The 16937-nt window shown below is 66.7% G+C and carries 15 protein-coding genes; all 15 read right to left on the reverse strand.

The window, feature by feature from the left end; genetic code table 11:
• Positions 1-229 precede the first annotated feature (229 nt).
• On the reverse strand, positions 230-2023 hold the full coding sequence (locus tag N8I71_RS17595) for a hypothetical protein (protein ID WP_262879336.1): 1794 nt from the start codon (positions 2021-2023) through the stop codon (positions 230-232).
• A gap of 1 nt (position 2024) precedes the next feature.
• Positions 2025-3293 (reverse strand): hypothetical protein, encoded by a 1269-nt coding sequence (locus N8I71_RS17600; protein ID WP_262879337.1) that lies wholly within the window; start codon positions 3291-3293, stop codon positions 2025-2027.
• Complete coding sequence (locus N8I71_RS17605) at positions 3283-3462, reverse strand: helix-turn-helix transcriptional regulator (protein ID WP_262879338.1); 180 nt, start codon at positions 3460-3462, stop codon at positions 3283-3285. Before N8I71_RS17605 ends, N8I71_RS17600 begins: the two co-directional genes overlap by 11 nt.
• An 87-nt stretch (positions 3463-3549) precedes the next feature.
• Positions 3550-4047, reverse strand: coding sequence for a hypothetical protein (locus tag N8I71_RS17610; protein WP_262879339.1), 498 nt, complete (start codon positions 4045-4047; stop codon positions 3550-3552).
• The gene (locus N8I71_RS17615) at positions 4028-5209 is read right to left on the reverse strand and encodes a tyrosine-type recombinase/integrase (RefSeq protein ID WP_262879340.1); all 1182 of its coding nucleotides are present in this window, start codon (positions 5207-5209) and stop codon (positions 4028-4030) included. Before N8I71_RS17615 ends, N8I71_RS17610 begins: the two co-directional genes overlap by 20 nt.
• Before the next feature lie 329 nt (positions 5210-5538).
• Positions 5539-6978 carry a xylulokinase gene (gene xylB / locus N8I71_RS17620; RefSeq protein ID WP_262879341.1) on the reverse strand — a complete coding sequence of 480 codons (1440 nt, stop codon included), beginning with the start codon at positions 6976-6978 and terminating at the stop codon, positions 5539-5541.
• 415 nt (positions 6979-7393) lie between these two features.
• Positions 7394-8089: an alpha/beta fold hydrolase gene (locus N8I71_RS17625; protein WP_262879342.1), complete on the reverse strand. Its 696-nt coding sequence runs from the start codon at positions 8087-8089 to the stop codon at positions 7394-7396.
• The gene (locus tag N8I71_RS17630) at positions 8086-9207 is read right to left on the reverse strand and encodes a cobalamin-independent methionine synthase II family protein (RefSeq protein WP_262879343.1); all 1122 of its coding nucleotides are present in this window, start codon (positions 9205-9207) and stop codon (positions 8086-8088) included. Before N8I71_RS17630 ends, N8I71_RS17625 begins: the two co-directional genes overlap by 4 nt.
• A 9-nt stretch (positions 9208-9216) precedes the next feature.
• A complete protein-coding gene (locus N8I71_RS17635) occupies positions 9217-10281 on the reverse strand; it encodes a hypothetical protein (protein ID WP_262879344.1) in 1065 nt (354 codons plus the stop codon).
• A 30-nt stretch (positions 10282-10311) separates the two neighbouring features.
• Positions 10312-11346 (reverse strand): dipeptidase, encoded by a 1035-nt coding sequence (locus tag N8I71_RS17640; RefSeq protein ID WP_262879345.1) that lies wholly within the window; start codon positions 11344-11346, stop codon positions 10312-10314.
• The gene (locus tag N8I71_RS17645) at positions 11343-12314 is read right to left on the reverse strand and encodes a cupin domain-containing protein (protein ID WP_262879346.1); all 972 of its coding nucleotides are present in this window, start codon (positions 12312-12314) and stop codon (positions 11343-11345) included. The genes N8I71_RS17640 and N8I71_RS17645 overlap by 4 nt, the downstream gene beginning before the upstream one ends.
• Positions 12315-12452: 138 nt before the next feature.
• Complete coding sequence (locus tag N8I71_RS17650; protein WP_262879347.1) at positions 12453-13421, reverse strand: nuclear transport factor 2 family protein; 969 nt, start codon at positions 13419-13421, stop codon at positions 12453-12455.
• Positions 13418-14440: a LacI family DNA-binding transcriptional regulator gene (locus tag N8I71_RS17655; protein WP_262879348.1), complete on the reverse strand. Its 1023-nt coding sequence runs from the start codon at positions 14438-14440 to the stop codon at positions 13418-13420. Before N8I71_RS17655 ends, N8I71_RS17650 begins: the two co-directional genes overlap by 4 nt.
• The gene (locus N8I71_RS17660) at positions 14437-15429 is read right to left on the reverse strand and encodes an ester cyclase (RefSeq protein ID WP_262879349.1); all 993 of its coding nucleotides are present in this window, start codon (positions 15427-15429) and stop codon (positions 14437-14439) included. The genes N8I71_RS17655 and N8I71_RS17660 overlap by 4 nt, the downstream gene beginning before the upstream one ends.
• Positions 15426-16937 carry a GMC family oxidoreductase gene (locus tag N8I71_RS17665; RefSeq protein WP_262879350.1) on the reverse strand — a complete coding sequence of 504 codons (1512 nt, stop codon included), beginning with the start codon at positions 16935-16937 and terminating at the stop codon, positions 15426-15428. The genes N8I71_RS17660 and N8I71_RS17665 overlap by 4 nt, the downstream gene beginning before the upstream one ends.

Here is a 16937-nt window from a genome sequence, read left to right on the forward strand (position 1 = left end):
GTCCAAACACGGGCGGGAGGGATTCATAGCGGCACCACTTTGCGCCGAGTACTTTCAGGTCTTGGGTGATCCAATGTCAGATTCGTCCGCACACCGGCCATAATTGCGTTTTCCATTAGCGTCCGCTTTCGGTCGAAGCTGACGCTGTTGCGGCGTACTATTTGTCGGTCCAGAGCTGAGCCCGCCAGACTGATCTGACGGGCTCTGCATGGGCAAATCGATTGCGCATCTATATGCGCTCGATCCGGTACCTGTTGCCTTCGTGATCTTTGACGACGACGAGTTTCATCGTGACACCGTCGATTTCGATCGGGCGACCTTCGATCGACTTGAGCTTCTTCGCAACGCGGTGGGCGTTCACGACATCGTTAGCGAACGGGCGACCGCTGGCCTCTTCTAAGGCGGACCTCAGGACAGCAGGGTCTGGTTCGTGGTCTGAACGTGATTGCCCGGGAAACCTGTCCTTGCACAGCTTTACGACGGAGGCCGCCGTAAACTCGCTCTCGATACCGCCGCGGGTGCCCTCCAGATATTTCGCCATCATCGCCAGGAAATCCGCCGCCCCCTGCGCTTCTTCATCGAACTGATCGTTGGCTCGGAAGATCTCCTCGAAGTCGACGCCGGCCACCAGCTCGACCGGGTGACCGATCAACGACCACCAATCCTTGAAGCGGGTCTTGAGCTTGTTTGGCTTGGCCCTAACGAGCATCAGTATGGTGTATAGGCGCCGTAGGATCTCGACACGGTGCGCTTTCGTCCAGGCGAACGGATCTTCGTGGACAAACTCCCGGTTCTCAGGATCGGGTCGGTTCGTCGACAGGTGCGCGACGAGGGAGCGCGAGGCCATGTCCCCCTTGGGACTGATGTTATTGCCGGTGAAGGTGATGATGGTGGCTGTCGGAACTGTCTCTGAGCGGCTTTCGCCCAGCACGCGATCCGTGAGCTCGGCAGAGGTCAGCGCACGTTCGATAGTGGAACTGCTGATGGCCGAGCCGCGCGGGATGTTGTCATGCACGACCATCGGCGCACCCTCCCGAAGGTAAGAAAAGACCGCTTTGCGTTGTTCCTCCTCTTCGAATGACCAAGACGCGGCCGACGCCATCGAACCTACAATCGCCGTCGAGACCATGTTGAGGGCCGTGGTCTTGCCACTCCCTCGCTGAGCCGCTGCGACGAAGAAAGCTGGGCGCTCCGGCAGCAGGTGTCGCTCGATGACAGTGAGGCCTAATGCGATCAGGATAGCGAGGCCCTCGGCGTCCGTCGCCACATCGCAGAGCCAATTCTCGGCTAGCCAGGTGTAGGCCTCCTGTGCATCCGCGAGTGACACTGGGCCAATCTGGCAAACGGCATCATCTAGTATGGGATCCACCTCGAAGATGAGACCCAGGTCCCGATCGAGGCGCCGGCCGGTCTTGAGTTGGGGGCCGGGCAGCACTATCGGCAGCGTGGCGATACCCCTAACGCGGGGCAGCACAGACCCTTCCCAATTGGCGTATGCCCGAAGAAATGGGAGCTGCAGTCGTACTGCCGCTAGACCGTCAACGTTGTCATCTTGATCGACGGGAGCGAACCTCACGTGATCCTCTAGGATCAGCGTGGCTTCCGCTTCATCAGCGACCTTGATGGTGGCCACTGGTGGTGCCGGTAGTGGCTCTTCCTCTTCTGCTACAAGCTGATGGAGTTCACTGATCGGCCGGCGTGTGACCATCGCCATACGATGGTCGAGGGTGCGGAACGGCGGCACGGCCACATCGACGGTCGCCAGCTCTTCGTCCAGCCGATGGAGTGTCGGTGTGAACTCTGCTTTGCTCGCTGGAGCCGGTATCACCGGCCGCCGGTCGCGGCGCCGGTGTCGCCCACCTTCTCGCCGTCGGCGCGCGTCAGCGTGGTCCCGAGCTGTAGCCAGGCGTTCGCGGAGCTCTCCAATAGGGACGCCAAGGACTTGCCTGGCCTCCCACAACAACTCGCGCTCTTCCCCTGGTTCTAGGGTGGCTGTGGCCAATGCATTTACGAAGTTTTCCATGTCAATTGTCCCTGAGTGCTTGCAGGAGGGCCCGGAGTGTCCCCGCGTCATGGATTAGGTCATAGCGAGCGCCGCCATGGGCAAAGCTTTTGATCCAGAGCGAACCGTCATCCCTGCGGTAGACCTTGGCCTTGTTGCGGCCGTACGAGACGCCTTCCAGCGGATCAGCGAGGGCTTCCCCTACGTAACGATCCGGGTTCAGCAGGACGTCTGCCACATTGACATCACCGAGGTCGCGATCGTCAAACTGCAGTGGATGCAGTGGCAAAAGCTCGCCCCTGTGGCGCCGGGAGATCTGGTCTCTTGCGACAGGAAGCTCTAGTCCGGTCTTGTCGGCCAACTCCCGCGCAAGGCGGTCGTCGGCTCGCTCACGCAGCTCATCCGCCGCTGGTCGTAGCAGCTGTTTCTGCTCTTGCACGATTGCCTGGAACCGCGCCCATTCACGGGCGCTCAGATCCGGCAGCGCGGTCCGCGTATCAACCACGATACCCTCTGACACAACGGGACGACGCGGCTCAGCAGACTGCTCCAGAGGCGGCACGAGTACTGGCGGACCTTCGAACACCAGCCGTTCTGGTGATCCGACTGATTGGTCCACAATGGAGCGTTCGAGCATCTGCCCAACACTTCCGAGCCGGATCCAACCCAAGCCAGCCAGCGATAGCCTCTGGTGTAGTACTTCCGTGGCACGTGGGATATCAGCGGCATCTTGAACGGCGACATAGATGTGCTCGCCTCCTGAGCCTTCGTAATTCTCGCCTGTCTCTGCGTTCCGCAAGCCCGCAGAGGTCGAGGCGCGTTGAAGACAACCGGCCTCGGCAAGTTCAGGGACGACCTGACAGATGAGGCTCCAAGCACCGCCGGCTTCGGTGATGCGTTCGCGGATATCATCTGGCATGCCCTTCTGATCGAAGTCGATCAGAAGAAGGCCCGGCTGTCCCTCGACGAAGCGGATGTGGTCCTTTGATCGCGCGATCTGATCGGGTGCTCCCGTGAGAGCCTCTTTGACAACCACTTCCAGGATCTTGCCGTCTTCGGTATTTAGGATTTGTCCGAGGGCTAGAGCTTGTTCGCTTTCTAGGCCCGAGATCAGGTTGCCCAGACCCAGCAAACCCTCGACCATGACATTGCAGGCATATCCGGCCGACATCTTGCAGTCTGATGCGTCCGAGATTGGTCGGCCGTCGTCACACAGTGAAATCGACTTGCTGAGTGGCCCACCCAACTTGTTGAACACGGCCAGGCGGAAGGTTGTATCATCACTCCGCATCGGCCAGCTCCTCGATAAAGGCGTCGACTTCATCCTCTCGCCAATAGAGCCGACCCCCGATCTTTTTCGGCTGCGGGAGGCGGGACAACGATACATCGCGGTAGATGCTGGTACGGCCGCGGCCGCCCAGGCGGCGGCTAAGCTCATTTAGGGTTATCAAGCGCGTCATTTGGTGCTCCGTGGTTATTCAACTGGAGCAAGGTTTAGGGGAAGGGCGCCCACACGTAGCCAACATGAACTCAGCGAAATTTGCGAGTTACTGTTGGTCTTTCCACTCCCACCACATCCTTTCCATGTCCGACATCTCAGGTAAGCGCTTCATTTCTTTTTGTTTCTTCGAGCGGCGCCGATAATTGTGAAAGGTTTCTGGATCCAGACCCCTTTCCGTAGCCACTTCATCAGCAATCTCATTCGATTTTCCCGGCGGCCTTCCCGCATGCTCAAACCGTTTTTTGTAAACAAATTCAGCCAGCTTAAGCCCTACCGCACGCCCCACTCGCCGCATCGCACCTCCGTATGGGTTACCTGGCGGTCTTGTGGGCGGCAACTCCCCCGCCATCCACGCTGCGATTGCATCAATTGTGTAATACGAAGGTGGCCTACCTCGCCTTAGGTAATCGGCAAGTTGTTTGCATTCGCCTTCGACCGCGCGGAAGACTTCGACTGGGGGGCGGTCCAGAGGATCGTAGTCAGGCTGGTCTTCCGACAATTGCGGTATTGCTTCTTCGCTATCGTTATCTTGTGGCATGGTCATCTCGCTCTTTTCCTCCTTTGACGTGCGAACCCCACCGCTCCATCAAATCCCGCCGCTGCTCCAGATAGTCCGTACGCCGGTAAGCCCGCTCTACGCTGCCGCCGACAATGTGAGCAAGGCAAGTCTCTGCCACCTCCCGCGGAACGTCGGTCTCTTCTGCACACCAAGTCCTGAAGCTCGACCTGAACCCATGTGGCCGCGCCTCCAGTCCCTGGCGTTCCATGAAACGGGACATCGTGGCGTCCGAGATCACGCCCTCGCGCACGTTGGGAAAGAGAAAGCCGTCGCGCTCGAAGGCGCGGGCTGTCTGGATCACGCCTTGGGCCTCTTTGCTCAGGGGAATGCGGTGTTCCTTGCCCCCCTTCATACGCGCGCCCGGGATCGTCCAGACGTCGCCGTCGATCTCGTCGACATGGCAGAGGCGAACCTCGCTGGACCGAGTTGCTGTCAGGATCAGGAGCCGCAGAGCGAGGTGGGTGATCGTGCCCTCGTTCAGGCTTTGGTAGAAGGCGGGCACGTCGCGCCAGTGCATGGCCGGGACATGTCGTGGCTGGTGCCGCGACTTGCCGAGCAGTGCCTTCGCCTTCTCCGTGACTTGGACATCGACATCCAGCCCCATCGCCGCCGCATGACGGACGACGATGCCAAGCCGGTTCAGAGCCTTCTTTGCCGTATCCGCCTTGCTGTGCCAGATCGGGGCCAGGGCGTTCTTCACGTCTCTCTGGTCCAGCTCCTCGATCGGAACGCGTCCGAGCTTCGGAAGAACGTGCAACTCTAGGGGCGAGAACCATCTGCCAGCCTTCCCGTCGCCCTTGAGCTGCGCCTTGCGCGCCTCGAAGGCTTCCACCGCGACGGCGGCCAAGGTGTGGTCGGCCTTCTCAGCCTCTCGGCGCTGCCGCTGGCGCTCCTTGATCGGATCCTTGCCTTGCCGGGCGACAGAGCGCCACTCCGCTGCCGTCTCTCGCGCTTCCTTGAGGGACACATCACGCAGAGCGCCGAGACCCATCTCTCGCCTGCGCCCGTGGACGGTCACGCGCAGGAACCACTGCGCACCTCCATCGTCACGCTTGTGTAGCCAGAGGCCGCCGCCATCGGCATACTTCCCGGGCGCGCAGCTCTTCACCTGCGCTGCGGATAGCTTGTTCAATGCCCTCGTCGACATGTCCACCCTCCAGTCCACCCCAAGATATGGTATGCCTTGGGGCAGAATGGAACAGGGTGAAACGGAGAGATCGCTCTAAGCGTCTGTTCTTAATTGCTATTGAGACGGCGTGGAACGACTTGGTTCAAGTCTTCAACGCCCCCCTGCGGCACCATCATTCGTTTTCAGCGTCCTCCTCACCGATCTTGCGCAAAAAGCCGAGGTTGCCGATCAACTTCGCCATGCGCCCGCCCATAACGAGACGATCGGGATCGCAGTGGCTTAAGGCGAACTCGTGTGCCGTCTCCGGTCCCTCATGGGCAAGCGGCGGGACGCCCTGAAGCAGGCGGTCATGTCAGTCCGCTGATGGCGGATTGCGCGGCGCGGTAGCGGCCATGGGCCTCCGTGAAGGCCTCGGCGAGCCCCCGGTCGGGCTCGATCACGCGGGCGGTGGGCGGTGGGCGCGCGATCTCTGCCCCCACCCCTTCGGCCGCCATGAGACCGAGCCGGGCCGCGCCGAAAGCTGCTCCGAAATCGCCCGCGCGCGGAAGGATCAGCGTGCACTCCAGCGCCGTGGCAATGACCGAGAGCCAGTAATCCGAACGCGCGCCGCCGCCCGTGGCCGTCAGGTCCTCGATCGCAGTCCCGGTGGCGGCCAGCGCGTCGCGGCAGTCGCGCAGCGCGAAGGCCACGCCCTCCAGCACCGCACGGGTGGCCGCGGCCCGGTCGGTGGCATGTCCGAGCCCCAGGAACGCACCGCGGATCGACGCATCGTTGAGCGGCGTCCGCTCGCCACCCAGATATGGCAGGAACAGCGTTCGGCCGGGGGCCTCCAGCGTCCCGAGCTCGGCGGTCAGGGTCGCGGCATCGGCACCGACGAGACCCGCATACCAGTTCAGCGCGTCGGTTGCGGCCAGGATGACGCCCATCTGGTGCCAAGTCCCGGGCAGCGCGTGGCAGAAAGTGTGGACGGCGGTCCCGGGATCGGGCCGATAACCATCGTTCGCGGCGAAAAGCACGCCCGAGGTCCCCAGGCTGACGAAGCCGCGCCCCGCCACCACCGCGCCCATTCCGACACCGGTCGCCGCGTTGTCGCCGCCACCGCCCGCAACGGGCGTGCCTCGCGGCAGGCCGAACCGGTCCGCCAGCCCGTCGCGGAGCGTGCCGGATACCGCCGAGCCTTCCACGAGGCGCGGCATCTGGCCGACCGTCAGGCCCGTAGCCTCCAGAAGCCCTGGATCCCAGGCCCGCGCGCCGGTGTCGAGCCAGCTCGTTCCCGCCGCGTCCGACATCTCGGCCACGTGTTCCCCCGTCAGCCAGAGGCGCACGTAGTCCTTGGGCAGGAGGACCATCGCCACCTTGTCGAACGTCTCCGGCTCATGCGCCCGGACCCAGGCGAGCTTGGGCGCGGTGAAGCCCGGGAAGACGATGTTGCCCGAGACGGCGCGGAACCGCGGATCGGCATCCATGGCCGCGGCCTCGGAATGGGCGCGGGTGTCGTTCCACAGGATGCAGGGCCTGAGTGGCCTGTCATCGGCGCCGAGCAGCGTCGCGCCATGCATCTGGCCCGACAGCCCGATACCGCGCACGCCCGCCAGCGCCCCTTGCCCCGCGAGCGCCGCCAGAACGCGTTCGGTCGCCGCGATCCAGTCACCGGGATCCTGCTCGGACCAGCCCGCATCCGGCCGCGACACCGACAGCGGCGCCGACGCCTCCGCCACCGGCTCCTGCCCTTCGCCGATGACCAGCGCCTTCACGCCCGATGTGCCGAGATCGATCCCGAGATACATGTCTCCCCCCGCCGGTTCTTCACGGCCTCACCCGGCGCGCCGCCACTCCTGCGGTCCGGGCGGCGTTTCTCGCCTTGTTATAGCGGACCTCTCCGCGAATGTAGACTGGCCGGGGCGACACAAGCCAGACACCGGCGACAGAACCCTTGTCACCCGCGTGGCGGAAGGGGACCGAGAGGCGCTTGCGGCCTGCTCCCCCGCCCATCATCGCCGTCTCTGCCGTTTCATCCTTTGTGACTTGATCGATCAGCAGACGGCGTGCGGCCACAGCGAATTCGGCCCGACGCGGGTTGTGCGCGAGACCGCGCCCAAGCCGCGCGACATGGCGCACCCCGTGCCTGCCCCGCCCGGACCAACCGCTGGCGCATCGCCGTCGGCGGCGCGGAGAATGAGGCGGCCCTTTTCCCTTTCCGGTTCAGTCCGCAAGCCAGCGCGCCAGCGCCGCCGTCGTCTCCTCGGGTCGCTCCAGCGTGGGCATGTGTCCCGCACCCTCGACAATCACGAGGTCCGATCCGGGGATCAGGGCGTGCATCAATTCGTGCCGCTCCACCGGGCAGAGCCGGTCCTCCCGGCCACAAAGGATCAGCGCGGACACCGAGACGCCGCGCAACGTGTCCTGCTGGTCGGGGCGGTCGCGGAGCGCGATCGACTGCCGCTCGAAGACCTCCGGCCCGAGGTCGAGCGCCATGGCCATGCAAAGATCGAGGATCGCGGCGCGGTCGGGCGTGTCGGCGATGTAGTTCGGCTTCAGCTCGTCGCGCATGATCCGGGCGAGATGGCCCGCGCGGACGGCCTCGATCTGCGGGCCGCGCCGGGCCCGCACCGCCGGCAGTTCGGCGCGCGGATTGGTGTCGAGAAGCGCCAGGCGCGCAACGCGATCCGGGGCGCGGCGGATGACCTCCATCGCCACGATGCCGCCCATGGAAAGCCCTGCAAGGGCAAAGTGTTGCGGGGCGTTCTTCAACACGTCTTCTGCAAGCCCCCCGATATCGGAGGCGCCGGTGATGTCGCCAACCGTGACCTCCCGAGCGCCGGAGAAGGCCACGATCTGCGGACCGAAGAGCCGGGCATCGCACATCATGCCCGGCAGGAGGACGAGCGGCAGGCTCATGCCACGCGGGCGGCACCCTCGCCCAGTGCCGCGAGCTTCGCATAGGCGATCTCGGGGTCGACCGCGCCGAAGCCCGCGAAGGTGCCGAAGCCGCAATCGCTGCCCGCGATCACGCGATCGGCGCCCACGATGTCGACGAACCGCTGAAGGCGCTGCGCCACGAGGTCCGGGTGCTCGACGAAGTTCGTGGTCGTGTCCACGACACCGGGAACCAGCACCTTGTCATCGGGGATGTCGGCCTTTCGGTCGCGGAACACGGCCCATTCGTGGCCGTGGCGGGGGTTCGACGTCTCGAACAGGACGTAGCGCGCCTTCACCGACATGAGCGTGTCGAACATCTTCGCCATGGGAATGTCGCAGACATGCGGCCCCTCGTAGTTGCCCCAGCAGATATGAACGCGGACACGGTCCGCGGGCACATCCGACAGCGCGTGGTTCAGCGCTTCGACATGGGAGGCGGCGACCTTCACGAATTCCTCGTCCGAGAGATCGGTGAACAGCATGTGGCGCGACAACGCGAGGTCCGGGCAGTCGAGTTGAAGGTCGAGGCCGGCCGCGACGATGGTCTCGTATTCCGCCTTCATCGCGTCGGCGAGCGCGGCGAGATAGGCTTCGCGGCTGGGGTAGTACGCATTTTGCAGGAAGAGGCTGATGACCCCCGGGCTGGCGGCGTTCATGAAGCCCCGCTCGACCCCGTGGGCGGCCATCGCGGCTTGCAGATTCGCGATATCCTTCCCCAGTTCGCCCTGCCCCCTGGATTTCACCTCGCCGACGCACATGGGGCGCGCATATTTCGGCGTCCCACCCGAATTCGCCAGCCTTTCCAGGAAGCTCGGAAAAAGCTTCAGGTCCGCAGGCGCGTTCCTCGGGCTGTCGCCGTCGAAGCCCGTGTACCGATCCTTGACGTAGGTGGCATACGAAATCTTCGATGTTTCCCCATCGGAAACGATGTCGACTCCAGCCTCTTTCTGTTTCCGCACGGTCTCGTCCACGGCGCGGGTCATCGCAGCGTCGAAGGCTGCTTCGTCATAGGGTTCCTTGCGCTCGCGGGCGAAGATGAAGTCGACGACCTCCTGCGTCCGGGGGAGCGATCCGACATGGGTGGTGAGGACGGGCATGGGGGTCTCCTATTGCGAAAACTGGGCGCCGTTCCAGAAGAAGGGGCTGTCGCAGGCGCCATCGGAACAGATGAATTGCGTCCCCGACAGGAGCAGGCCGGTGCGGCCCTGTCGGTCTTGGACGATGTCGAGGCCTATGCCGAGGAATTCCTGGGGGGCGGCGTATCCGCGCGAAGAGACGAACACGTCGATCCGGCAGTTGGCGGCCCCGCAGAAGGCGCGCCCCGTCATCGCGCCATGGCACTCCACGCCGCTCCAGTTGAGCACGTAGTCCTGCAGGCCGTCGCCATCGAGATCGGCGGACTGCACATGGTTCGGGTCCGAATACCACGCCCCCTGGCAAAGCGAACTCAGGTGTGCGTCGCCCTGTGCCGGCGGAACCGCGGGAAGCGGCAGGAGGGGTGCGAGGACGTAGCCCTCGGGCAGGCGCTGTCCGCGGATGGGCGCATGGCCCGGCGAACCCTGCGGCACCACAGTCGCCGAATGCCCCGGCGGTGCAACCATGGGCGCGAGGGGGCTCAGGGCCGCGGGCACCGGGTATCCCGCGACCTGCCACCCGGCGATGCAGTGACCGAAGGCGGCCGACAGGGCGATGGACAGGCCGTCGACGGGATACTCGTAGGCCGTGCCCCGCCCGGGATCGAAAACGAAACGCCCTGCGGCAAGCGTCGCGGCAAAGAGCGCGTCTTCCATCGGCAGCGTGACGTGCCAGCTCCAGTCGAGTTCGTCCCAGCCGAGCGGCGGCAGGCCGAAGGTCGTCGCGTCGATGGTGGCGCGCGCGGCCAGAAGGTCGGAATTGTCGGCATAGGGATCGAGGAGCGCGTCGCCGACCGCAACGATCGCCGTGTAGGGTATGCCGGTCCTCAGCGCCTCGTGTTCACCGGTCTCGATGAGGGCGCGACCGCCCCGGGACGGTGCGGTACACAGGAAGGCGAGCGAGCCCTGAGGCGCGAAGGCGCGCGCCGAGATCAGCGCGCCGCTGTCGCCGAGCTCGGCCTGCCACGTCTGCGCCACGGCGCCCGTCGCCGGCGAACACGCGAGCACGGCGGCGGAAAGGATAGATTTCATCGTCATCGCGCGCCTCCTGTTCACGGGCGTCCTCCCCTAGTCCCGCGGCAAGGTGCGGGCAAGGAAGTCCCGCCAGTTGCGGTGGCAGATGCGGTCGATCAGATCGGCGCCGAACCCGGCGGCTTCCATCCCGGCCACGAGCACCTGAAGCTCCGCCGCGGAGCCGAGCCCCTCGGGCATCGGCGCGCCGTCGAAATCCGAGCCGAGGCCGACATGGGCCTCGCCCGCGGTCTCGACCATGTGCGCGAGATGCCGGACCGCATGGTCCAGCGCGCCGGCGGCCGCGCGCCTCCCGTCGGGATTGAGGAACATTGTGCCGAAGTTGAGGCCGGCCATGCCGCCGCTCTCGCCGATGGCCCGAAGCTGTGCGTCGGTGAGGTTGCGCGCGCTCATCGAGATGGCGCAGGCGTTGGAGTGGGTGGCGACGAGCGGTAGCCCCTCCTCGCCGATGTCCCAGAAACCGCGCATCGTGATGTGGCTGCAATCGACGACCATCCCGAGGTCGCGGCAGGAGCGGACGAGGGCGCGTCCCGCTTGCGTCAGGCCGGGGCCGGTGTCGCCGTCCGATCCGGTCCGGAACGGCACGCCATGGGCGAAGGCATTGGGGCGCGACCAGACCGGCCCGAGCGAGCGAAGCCCTGCGTCGAAGAGCGTCTCGAGACCTTCCCCCTCGGGGCCGAGGCAATCGGCGCCTTCGAGGTGCAGGACGCAGGCGAGCGCCCCGCCGGTGTCCTTGCCGACCTCGCCGCGCGTGCGGATCATGGCGAGAAGACCCGCCGCCTCCAGCGCCTGCGCGATCTCGATCTGCCTGGCGATCGGGTGCGAGGCCACCTCGCGGGGGAGCGCGCCCGGAACGGGGACGTCATAGGGCGGATGGTCGAAGACCGTGAAATCGAGCGGAACGTCCGGCGTGGGCGAGAAAAGCGCAAAGAAACCGCCCTCCATCCCGCCCGCGCGCGCCTTTGGCAGGTCGAGATGCCCCGCGCCGCCATCGCGGAAGATCGCCACCGGGTCGTCAGCCTTCGACAGGCGCAGGAGCGCGTCGTTGTGCCCGTCGAAGACCGCGATCATGCCGCGGGCTTCCAGGTCGAGCCAGGCCGGTCGTCGGTACCCACGACGTGATAGAGCGCGGCCTCGCCCGTCATCGCGGGCACGGCCGAATGCGCGAGGTTGTCCGGCACGCTCATCGTGTCGCCGGGCGCAAGCACGGTCTCGCCGCCGGGCCAGGTCACGCGCCAGTGGCCCCGCACGGGCATGAGGACGCTCGGCCTGTCATGGGAATGGGGCGTCTGGGTGGCGCTCGACCGTGTGACGAGCTGCACCTCGAAGCCAGGCCTGTCTCGCAGGACGCCCTCCTTGCCGATCACGGTGACGGGGGTCCTGTCGGCCAGCGCCACGAGATCCCAGTAGCGGGCGACGTAGCCCGGCACGACGTCGGCGGCGGCGGGCTCGGGGAAGGCCGTCAGTTCCTCCTCGGACAGGAGGGGCATGGGCTTCACGCCCTCGGGCAGGTGTTCGCCCTTCTTGGTGTCGTAGAGCTTGCCCTTCTCGGAAAGGACGAGGCCATGGGTCTGCGCGTCCTCGATCACCTGCGGCGCCCAGATCACGCCGCCACCCGCATCGTCGCCGCCGAGGATGGCCATGATCATCCCGTAATCGGTGCCGATGTTCTCGAAGCCCCGGAAGATGCCGGTGGGAATGTTGAAGATGTCCCCCTCCTCCAGAACGACCGAACCCGCGTTGCCCCAGCGACCCCAGAAGAAGCGCCAGCGCCCGGACAGGACGAAGAAGACCTCCGCCGTGCGGTGGGAATGGAGCGAGTTGCGGCAGAAGGGCGGCTGACCGGCCGCGCCGATGTTGAAGCCGTGGGGGATGTTGATGTGGACATGCTGGTCGGCGGCCTCGGAGACGCCGCCACCGATGATGGTGAAGTTCTCCTTGCGGTCCGAGCCCGGCGTATGGGCGTCGATGAAGGCGGTGCGGCAGGGGCGAAGCTCGCCGTAGCGGACGATGCGGGCTTCCATCTCTTGCGGTGTCATGGGCGGGGTCCTCGGGTGGTCCGGCTGGGGGCAGGCCCGTTGCAACGTGCGTCTCCACGCGATTTCGAAATCGCGCGGGCAAGGGTCTTGCAGGACCCTCGCGGCGGCGGTCGGTGGGGACGCGGGCAGCGCATGTCCCTAGCTCCCCGCCAGAAGGATCTGCTTCCAGACGGCGGTCTCGTCGAAGAGCGTGTAGTCGCGCCTCAGGCCCCAGGGCCCGAATTCCGCGTGGGTGATGCCGAGGACGTAGACCATGGCGCCCGTCGGCGCGCCGAATGCGCCCCAGCCCTCGTGCCGGCCCCAGAGGCTCCAGCGGACGGCGGCGCGGGGCGGCATCAACTCGTCCTCGCGGCCGATGACATGGTGCAGAGTGAACTCGGCGTTCGGGAATGCGGCGCGGAGGCCCATCCAGAACCGGTCTGCGGCCTCGTGGCCATGCGCCGTGATCCCGCCCGCATAGCCGAGATGGCAGGCGCGGTCGTATTCGCCGGGGATCGCGCTCATGTCGGCCGACATGATCCGGCTCAGGATCTCGGACAGGCGCTCGCCCCAGGGGCTGTCGTTGCCGGTGCCCGTGTAGGGGCCGGGGCGGTCGGTCTCGGGGCTGAGCGGCTTCACGCAGGCGCCGGGCCCGCCCTCTCGGGCGATGAGGTCGGCGGCGTAGTCGCGCGGCTCCCACCCCAGCTGCCGGACGATGGCGCCCTGGTCGCGGATCAGCCACTCGTCGTCGATGACGTTGTCCTTGGCGTGGCAGTCGGCGAGGATGCGATAGGTCAGCCGCTTGCCCGTCGCGCGGCCGTAGACGCCGTCGCCCGCATGGGTCGCCATCGACAGGATGCGGTGCGACGACAGCATGCCGGCCTCGGGATCGCCCGACCAGATCACGTCCTCGCCCAGAAGCACGCGGTCGGGAAACTCGTGCAGCGTCGCCATCGTGGCGCCGATCACGCCGGTGTTGCCGACGACCACGGAACCCGGCGCGCGCACAACGATATCGGGGGCGTAGTAGTCATGCAGCGTGTGAATGCCCCGGTCTTCCCAGATCTCGCGGGTGATCCCGATGATGTAGTCGGGGAAGTCGCGGAATTTCGGGTCGAAACCCTTCATGTGATGTCCCATCCTTCAGGTATGCGCGCCGAGCCGCGCAGGATCAGCGAGCCTGCGATCTCGATCTTCTGCGGCAGCCGGGCGGGGTCCTCGATCTGCCCCAGGAGCGTCTCGACGGTCGCCTCGACCATGCGGTTGACGGGCTGACGCAACGTGGTGAGGTCATAGCTTTCCCAAGCCGCCATCGGCACGTCGTCATAGCCCACGACCGAGACGTCGCCCGGCACGCTCAGCCCGAGCGCGCCGCGCAGCGTGTCGAGAACGGCGAAGGCCATGTGGTCGTTGCCCACGAAGATCGCGTCGGGCGGATCGGACCTTTCCATCAGCGCGTGCGTGGCCTCGATGGCCGGTTCGCGGTGATACATCCCGTCGATGACGGCGAGCGGTTCGCGGCCGGCGGCGGCCATCCCCTCGAGAAAGCCCCGCATCCGGTCGCGCCCGGTCGAGGCGCCCTGCCAGCCCGCGATATGGGCGATGCGTTCATGCCCCCCGGCGATCAGGAACTCCGCCACCTTGCGCCCGCCCTCGACATTGGCCGAGGTGATCGACGAAAGCCCCGCACCGTCCTGCCCGCGGTTGAACATGACGAGCGGAATGCCCATCGCGGCGCAACGCTCGGTCAGGTCAGAGCTGATGGCGACCGAGGCGGTCACGATCCCGTCGACCTGGTATGTCATCAGGTCCTGCATCACGCTCTCGATGCCTTCGGTCGAGTTGCCGGCCATGATGAGAAGGATGTGGTACCCCCGCGCCTGCAGCGCCGCGCTCATCCGTTCGATGGCCAGCGGGTAGAACTGGTTGTCGAGATAGGCGACGACGAGGCCGATCATCCGGCTTTTCCCGGTGATCATGGCGCGGGCGAGCGAGTTGGGCCTGTAGCCCAGCCGGTCCGCCGCCGCGCGCACCTTCTTGATCGTCGCAGCCGAGGCCGAGGCGCCCGAGAAGACACGGCTGACCGCCGACTGGCTGACGCCCGCCAGCCTCGCCACGTCCAGTGAGGTGACACGCGCGTCGCTCATGCCGCCTCCTCCATGCGGGCCAGGACATCGAGGCCAATCTGGCGGCAGAAGTCGAGAAGGTCCACCAACACCCAGTTCTCGCGGATGAGGCCGTCCTCCACGCGCCAGAAGTCTAGCGACCGCAGCGTGACCTCGCGTCCCGTGGGTGCGAGCCCGAGGAAACCGCCGCCGGCATGGGTGAGGCGCATGTTGGGCCATCCCGTCTCGGCCACGTAGTCGCCTTCGGCGATCCAGTGGGACATGAGGTCCCCCATCGCGTCGAGCTTGCGGTCGGGGAAGGCACGCAGGAACGGGATCTGGTGATGCGCCCGGAACCCCGCGATGCCGCGCGCCGTGCCGATGCCGGCCGGACCGTACCAGTTGACGCGCGGGTGCCAGTGATGCTCCAGCCGCATCACGCCGGGGTCGGGATCGGCGGGATGGCGGCAGAGATCGGTCAGCATGTCGATGACGCGCGTCATCGCCGCGCCGCCATGCCCCGAGACGCTCAGCCCGTCACCCGTCATCGGCCCCGGCGTGGCGAGAAACGCGCCAAGCTGGGGCGCGAGGGGCCAGGCGCGGGCCTGCATCATCACTTCGGGGATGTCCCAGATCGCCTGCATCTCGGCGACGCGGCCCGCCTCGATGCGGAAGAACTCGTGATAGCGCATATGCGTGAGGCGTCCTGTCGGCGGGATGCCGAGGAAGGGCGCGGCGAAGGTGCCCATGTAATTGCCCATGCATCCGATCCAGTCCGCGCCCTCGGGCGTGGTGCCGGCGACCACGATCATGTCGCGGCGCTCGAGGTCCGGCATGGCGGCGAGGAGCGGCAGGATGGCCGCCTGCAGAAGTGCCTCCGGCCCGACGAGATCGCCGAAAGGATGGCAGAGCCGGATCGCGGCGTCGGGGGCGAAGTGAGCCGCAGTTGCGGTCTGTGCGGCCTCCGGCGTCGCCGTCGCCATCGCATGGCTCCACGGGGCGAAAAGGGATTTCAGCGCTTCGGGTGTCATGCGGCCTCCGCGATCAGGCGGCCCGCGCGATGGCCGATCATCATGGACGGCGCGTTGGTGTTGGCCGAGGTGACGGCGGGCATGACACTCGCGTCCGCGACCCAGAGGCCATCCACCCCGCGCAGCCGAAGGCCGGGCGTCACGGGTGCGCTTCCGTCCTGCCCCATCCGCAGCGTGCCGACGGGGTGATAGGCGGTGCCGGCCGTGGCGCGGATATGGGCGCGCGCCTCCTCCTCGGTCGCCACGGCAGGGCCGGGCGAGATCTCGGGCGCGCGGTGGGACCCGAGGTCGGCCCCGGCCAGGAGCGCCCTGAGCCGCAGCCAGCCGGCCGTCAGCGTGTCGAGGTCGCTTTCGTCCCGGAAGAGCCCGAGGTCGATTTCCAGCCCCTGCCGCGACAGCCTCAGCGCCCCGCGCGAGGCCGGACGGCAAAGACAGACATCCGCGAAATATCCCTGTTTCAGCGCGTGTTTCCGCCCGTCATGGGGCAGGCGGAAGGGGATGAAGTGGCTCTGGACGTCCGGCGGCGCGGCATCCCCCCGCGCGTTGAAGAAACCGCCGCCCTCGACGGTGGGCGAGGCGAGGATGCCGCGCCCCGAAAGCGCCCATTGCAGCGGCGCCATCGCCCAGCGCGGCCAGAGCGCGGGCGCAAGCCCATAGCCCGATCCCGGCCCCTCGTAGTGCAGCCCCGCGCCCGGATGGTCGTGCAGGTTGGCACCGATGCCCGGCAGGTCGGCGACGGGGTCGATGCCGGCGTCGCGCAGGTCCCCGGCCGGCCCGAAGCCCGAGGCCAGCAAAAGCGCGGGCGACCCGATGGCACCGGCGCACAGGACGACGCCGCAGCGGGCCGAAAGCTCGGTTCCATCGGCCAGAACGACGCCGCCGATCCGGTCTCCCGAGCAACGCAGGCGCGCGACCTCGGCCCCGGTCCGCACGGTCACGCCCAGCGCCTGCGCCGGCCGCAGGAAAGCATCGGCCGCCGAGCGCCGCCGCCCATCGGAGAGGTTGAAGGCGAAGACCCCTGCGCTTTCGCGGTCGGGATGGGGAATGGCGTCGGGGTCGTTGTCCGGGAACAGGCCCGACAGCGCCTCGGTCAGGGCATGGGCACCGCGAAGCCGCGTCGGTTTCAGGAGGTCTTCCACCTCGTCGAAGGCGGGGGCCACGTCGGCCCAGGACCAGCCGGGGACCCTCCAACCGTCGAAATCCGCCGCCCTGCCCCGGAACCAGACCATCGAGTTGATCGAGCTCGAACCGCCCAGCATGCGCCCGCGCGGAATGGCGAGGGTCCGTCCTCCCAGACCCGACTGCGGCGCCGAGCGATAGCACCAGTCACGCCGCCGATCACCGAGCATCCAGACGAGGCCGAAGGGCATCTTCACGAGCGCCGTCCGGTCCGAAGGCCCTGCCTCCAGCACGAGGACCGCGCCCGCCCCGTGCCGCGCGAGACCATGGGCCACCGCGCAGCCGGCAGACCCGGCGCCGATGACGATGTAATCCCAGGCGGAGGCCAT

This window comes from Roseicyclus sediminis (assembly GCF_025515305.1).
Taxonomy (GTDB): Bacteria; Pseudomonadota; Alphaproteobacteria; order Rhodobacterales; family Rhodobacteraceae; genus Roseibacterium; species Roseibacterium sediminis.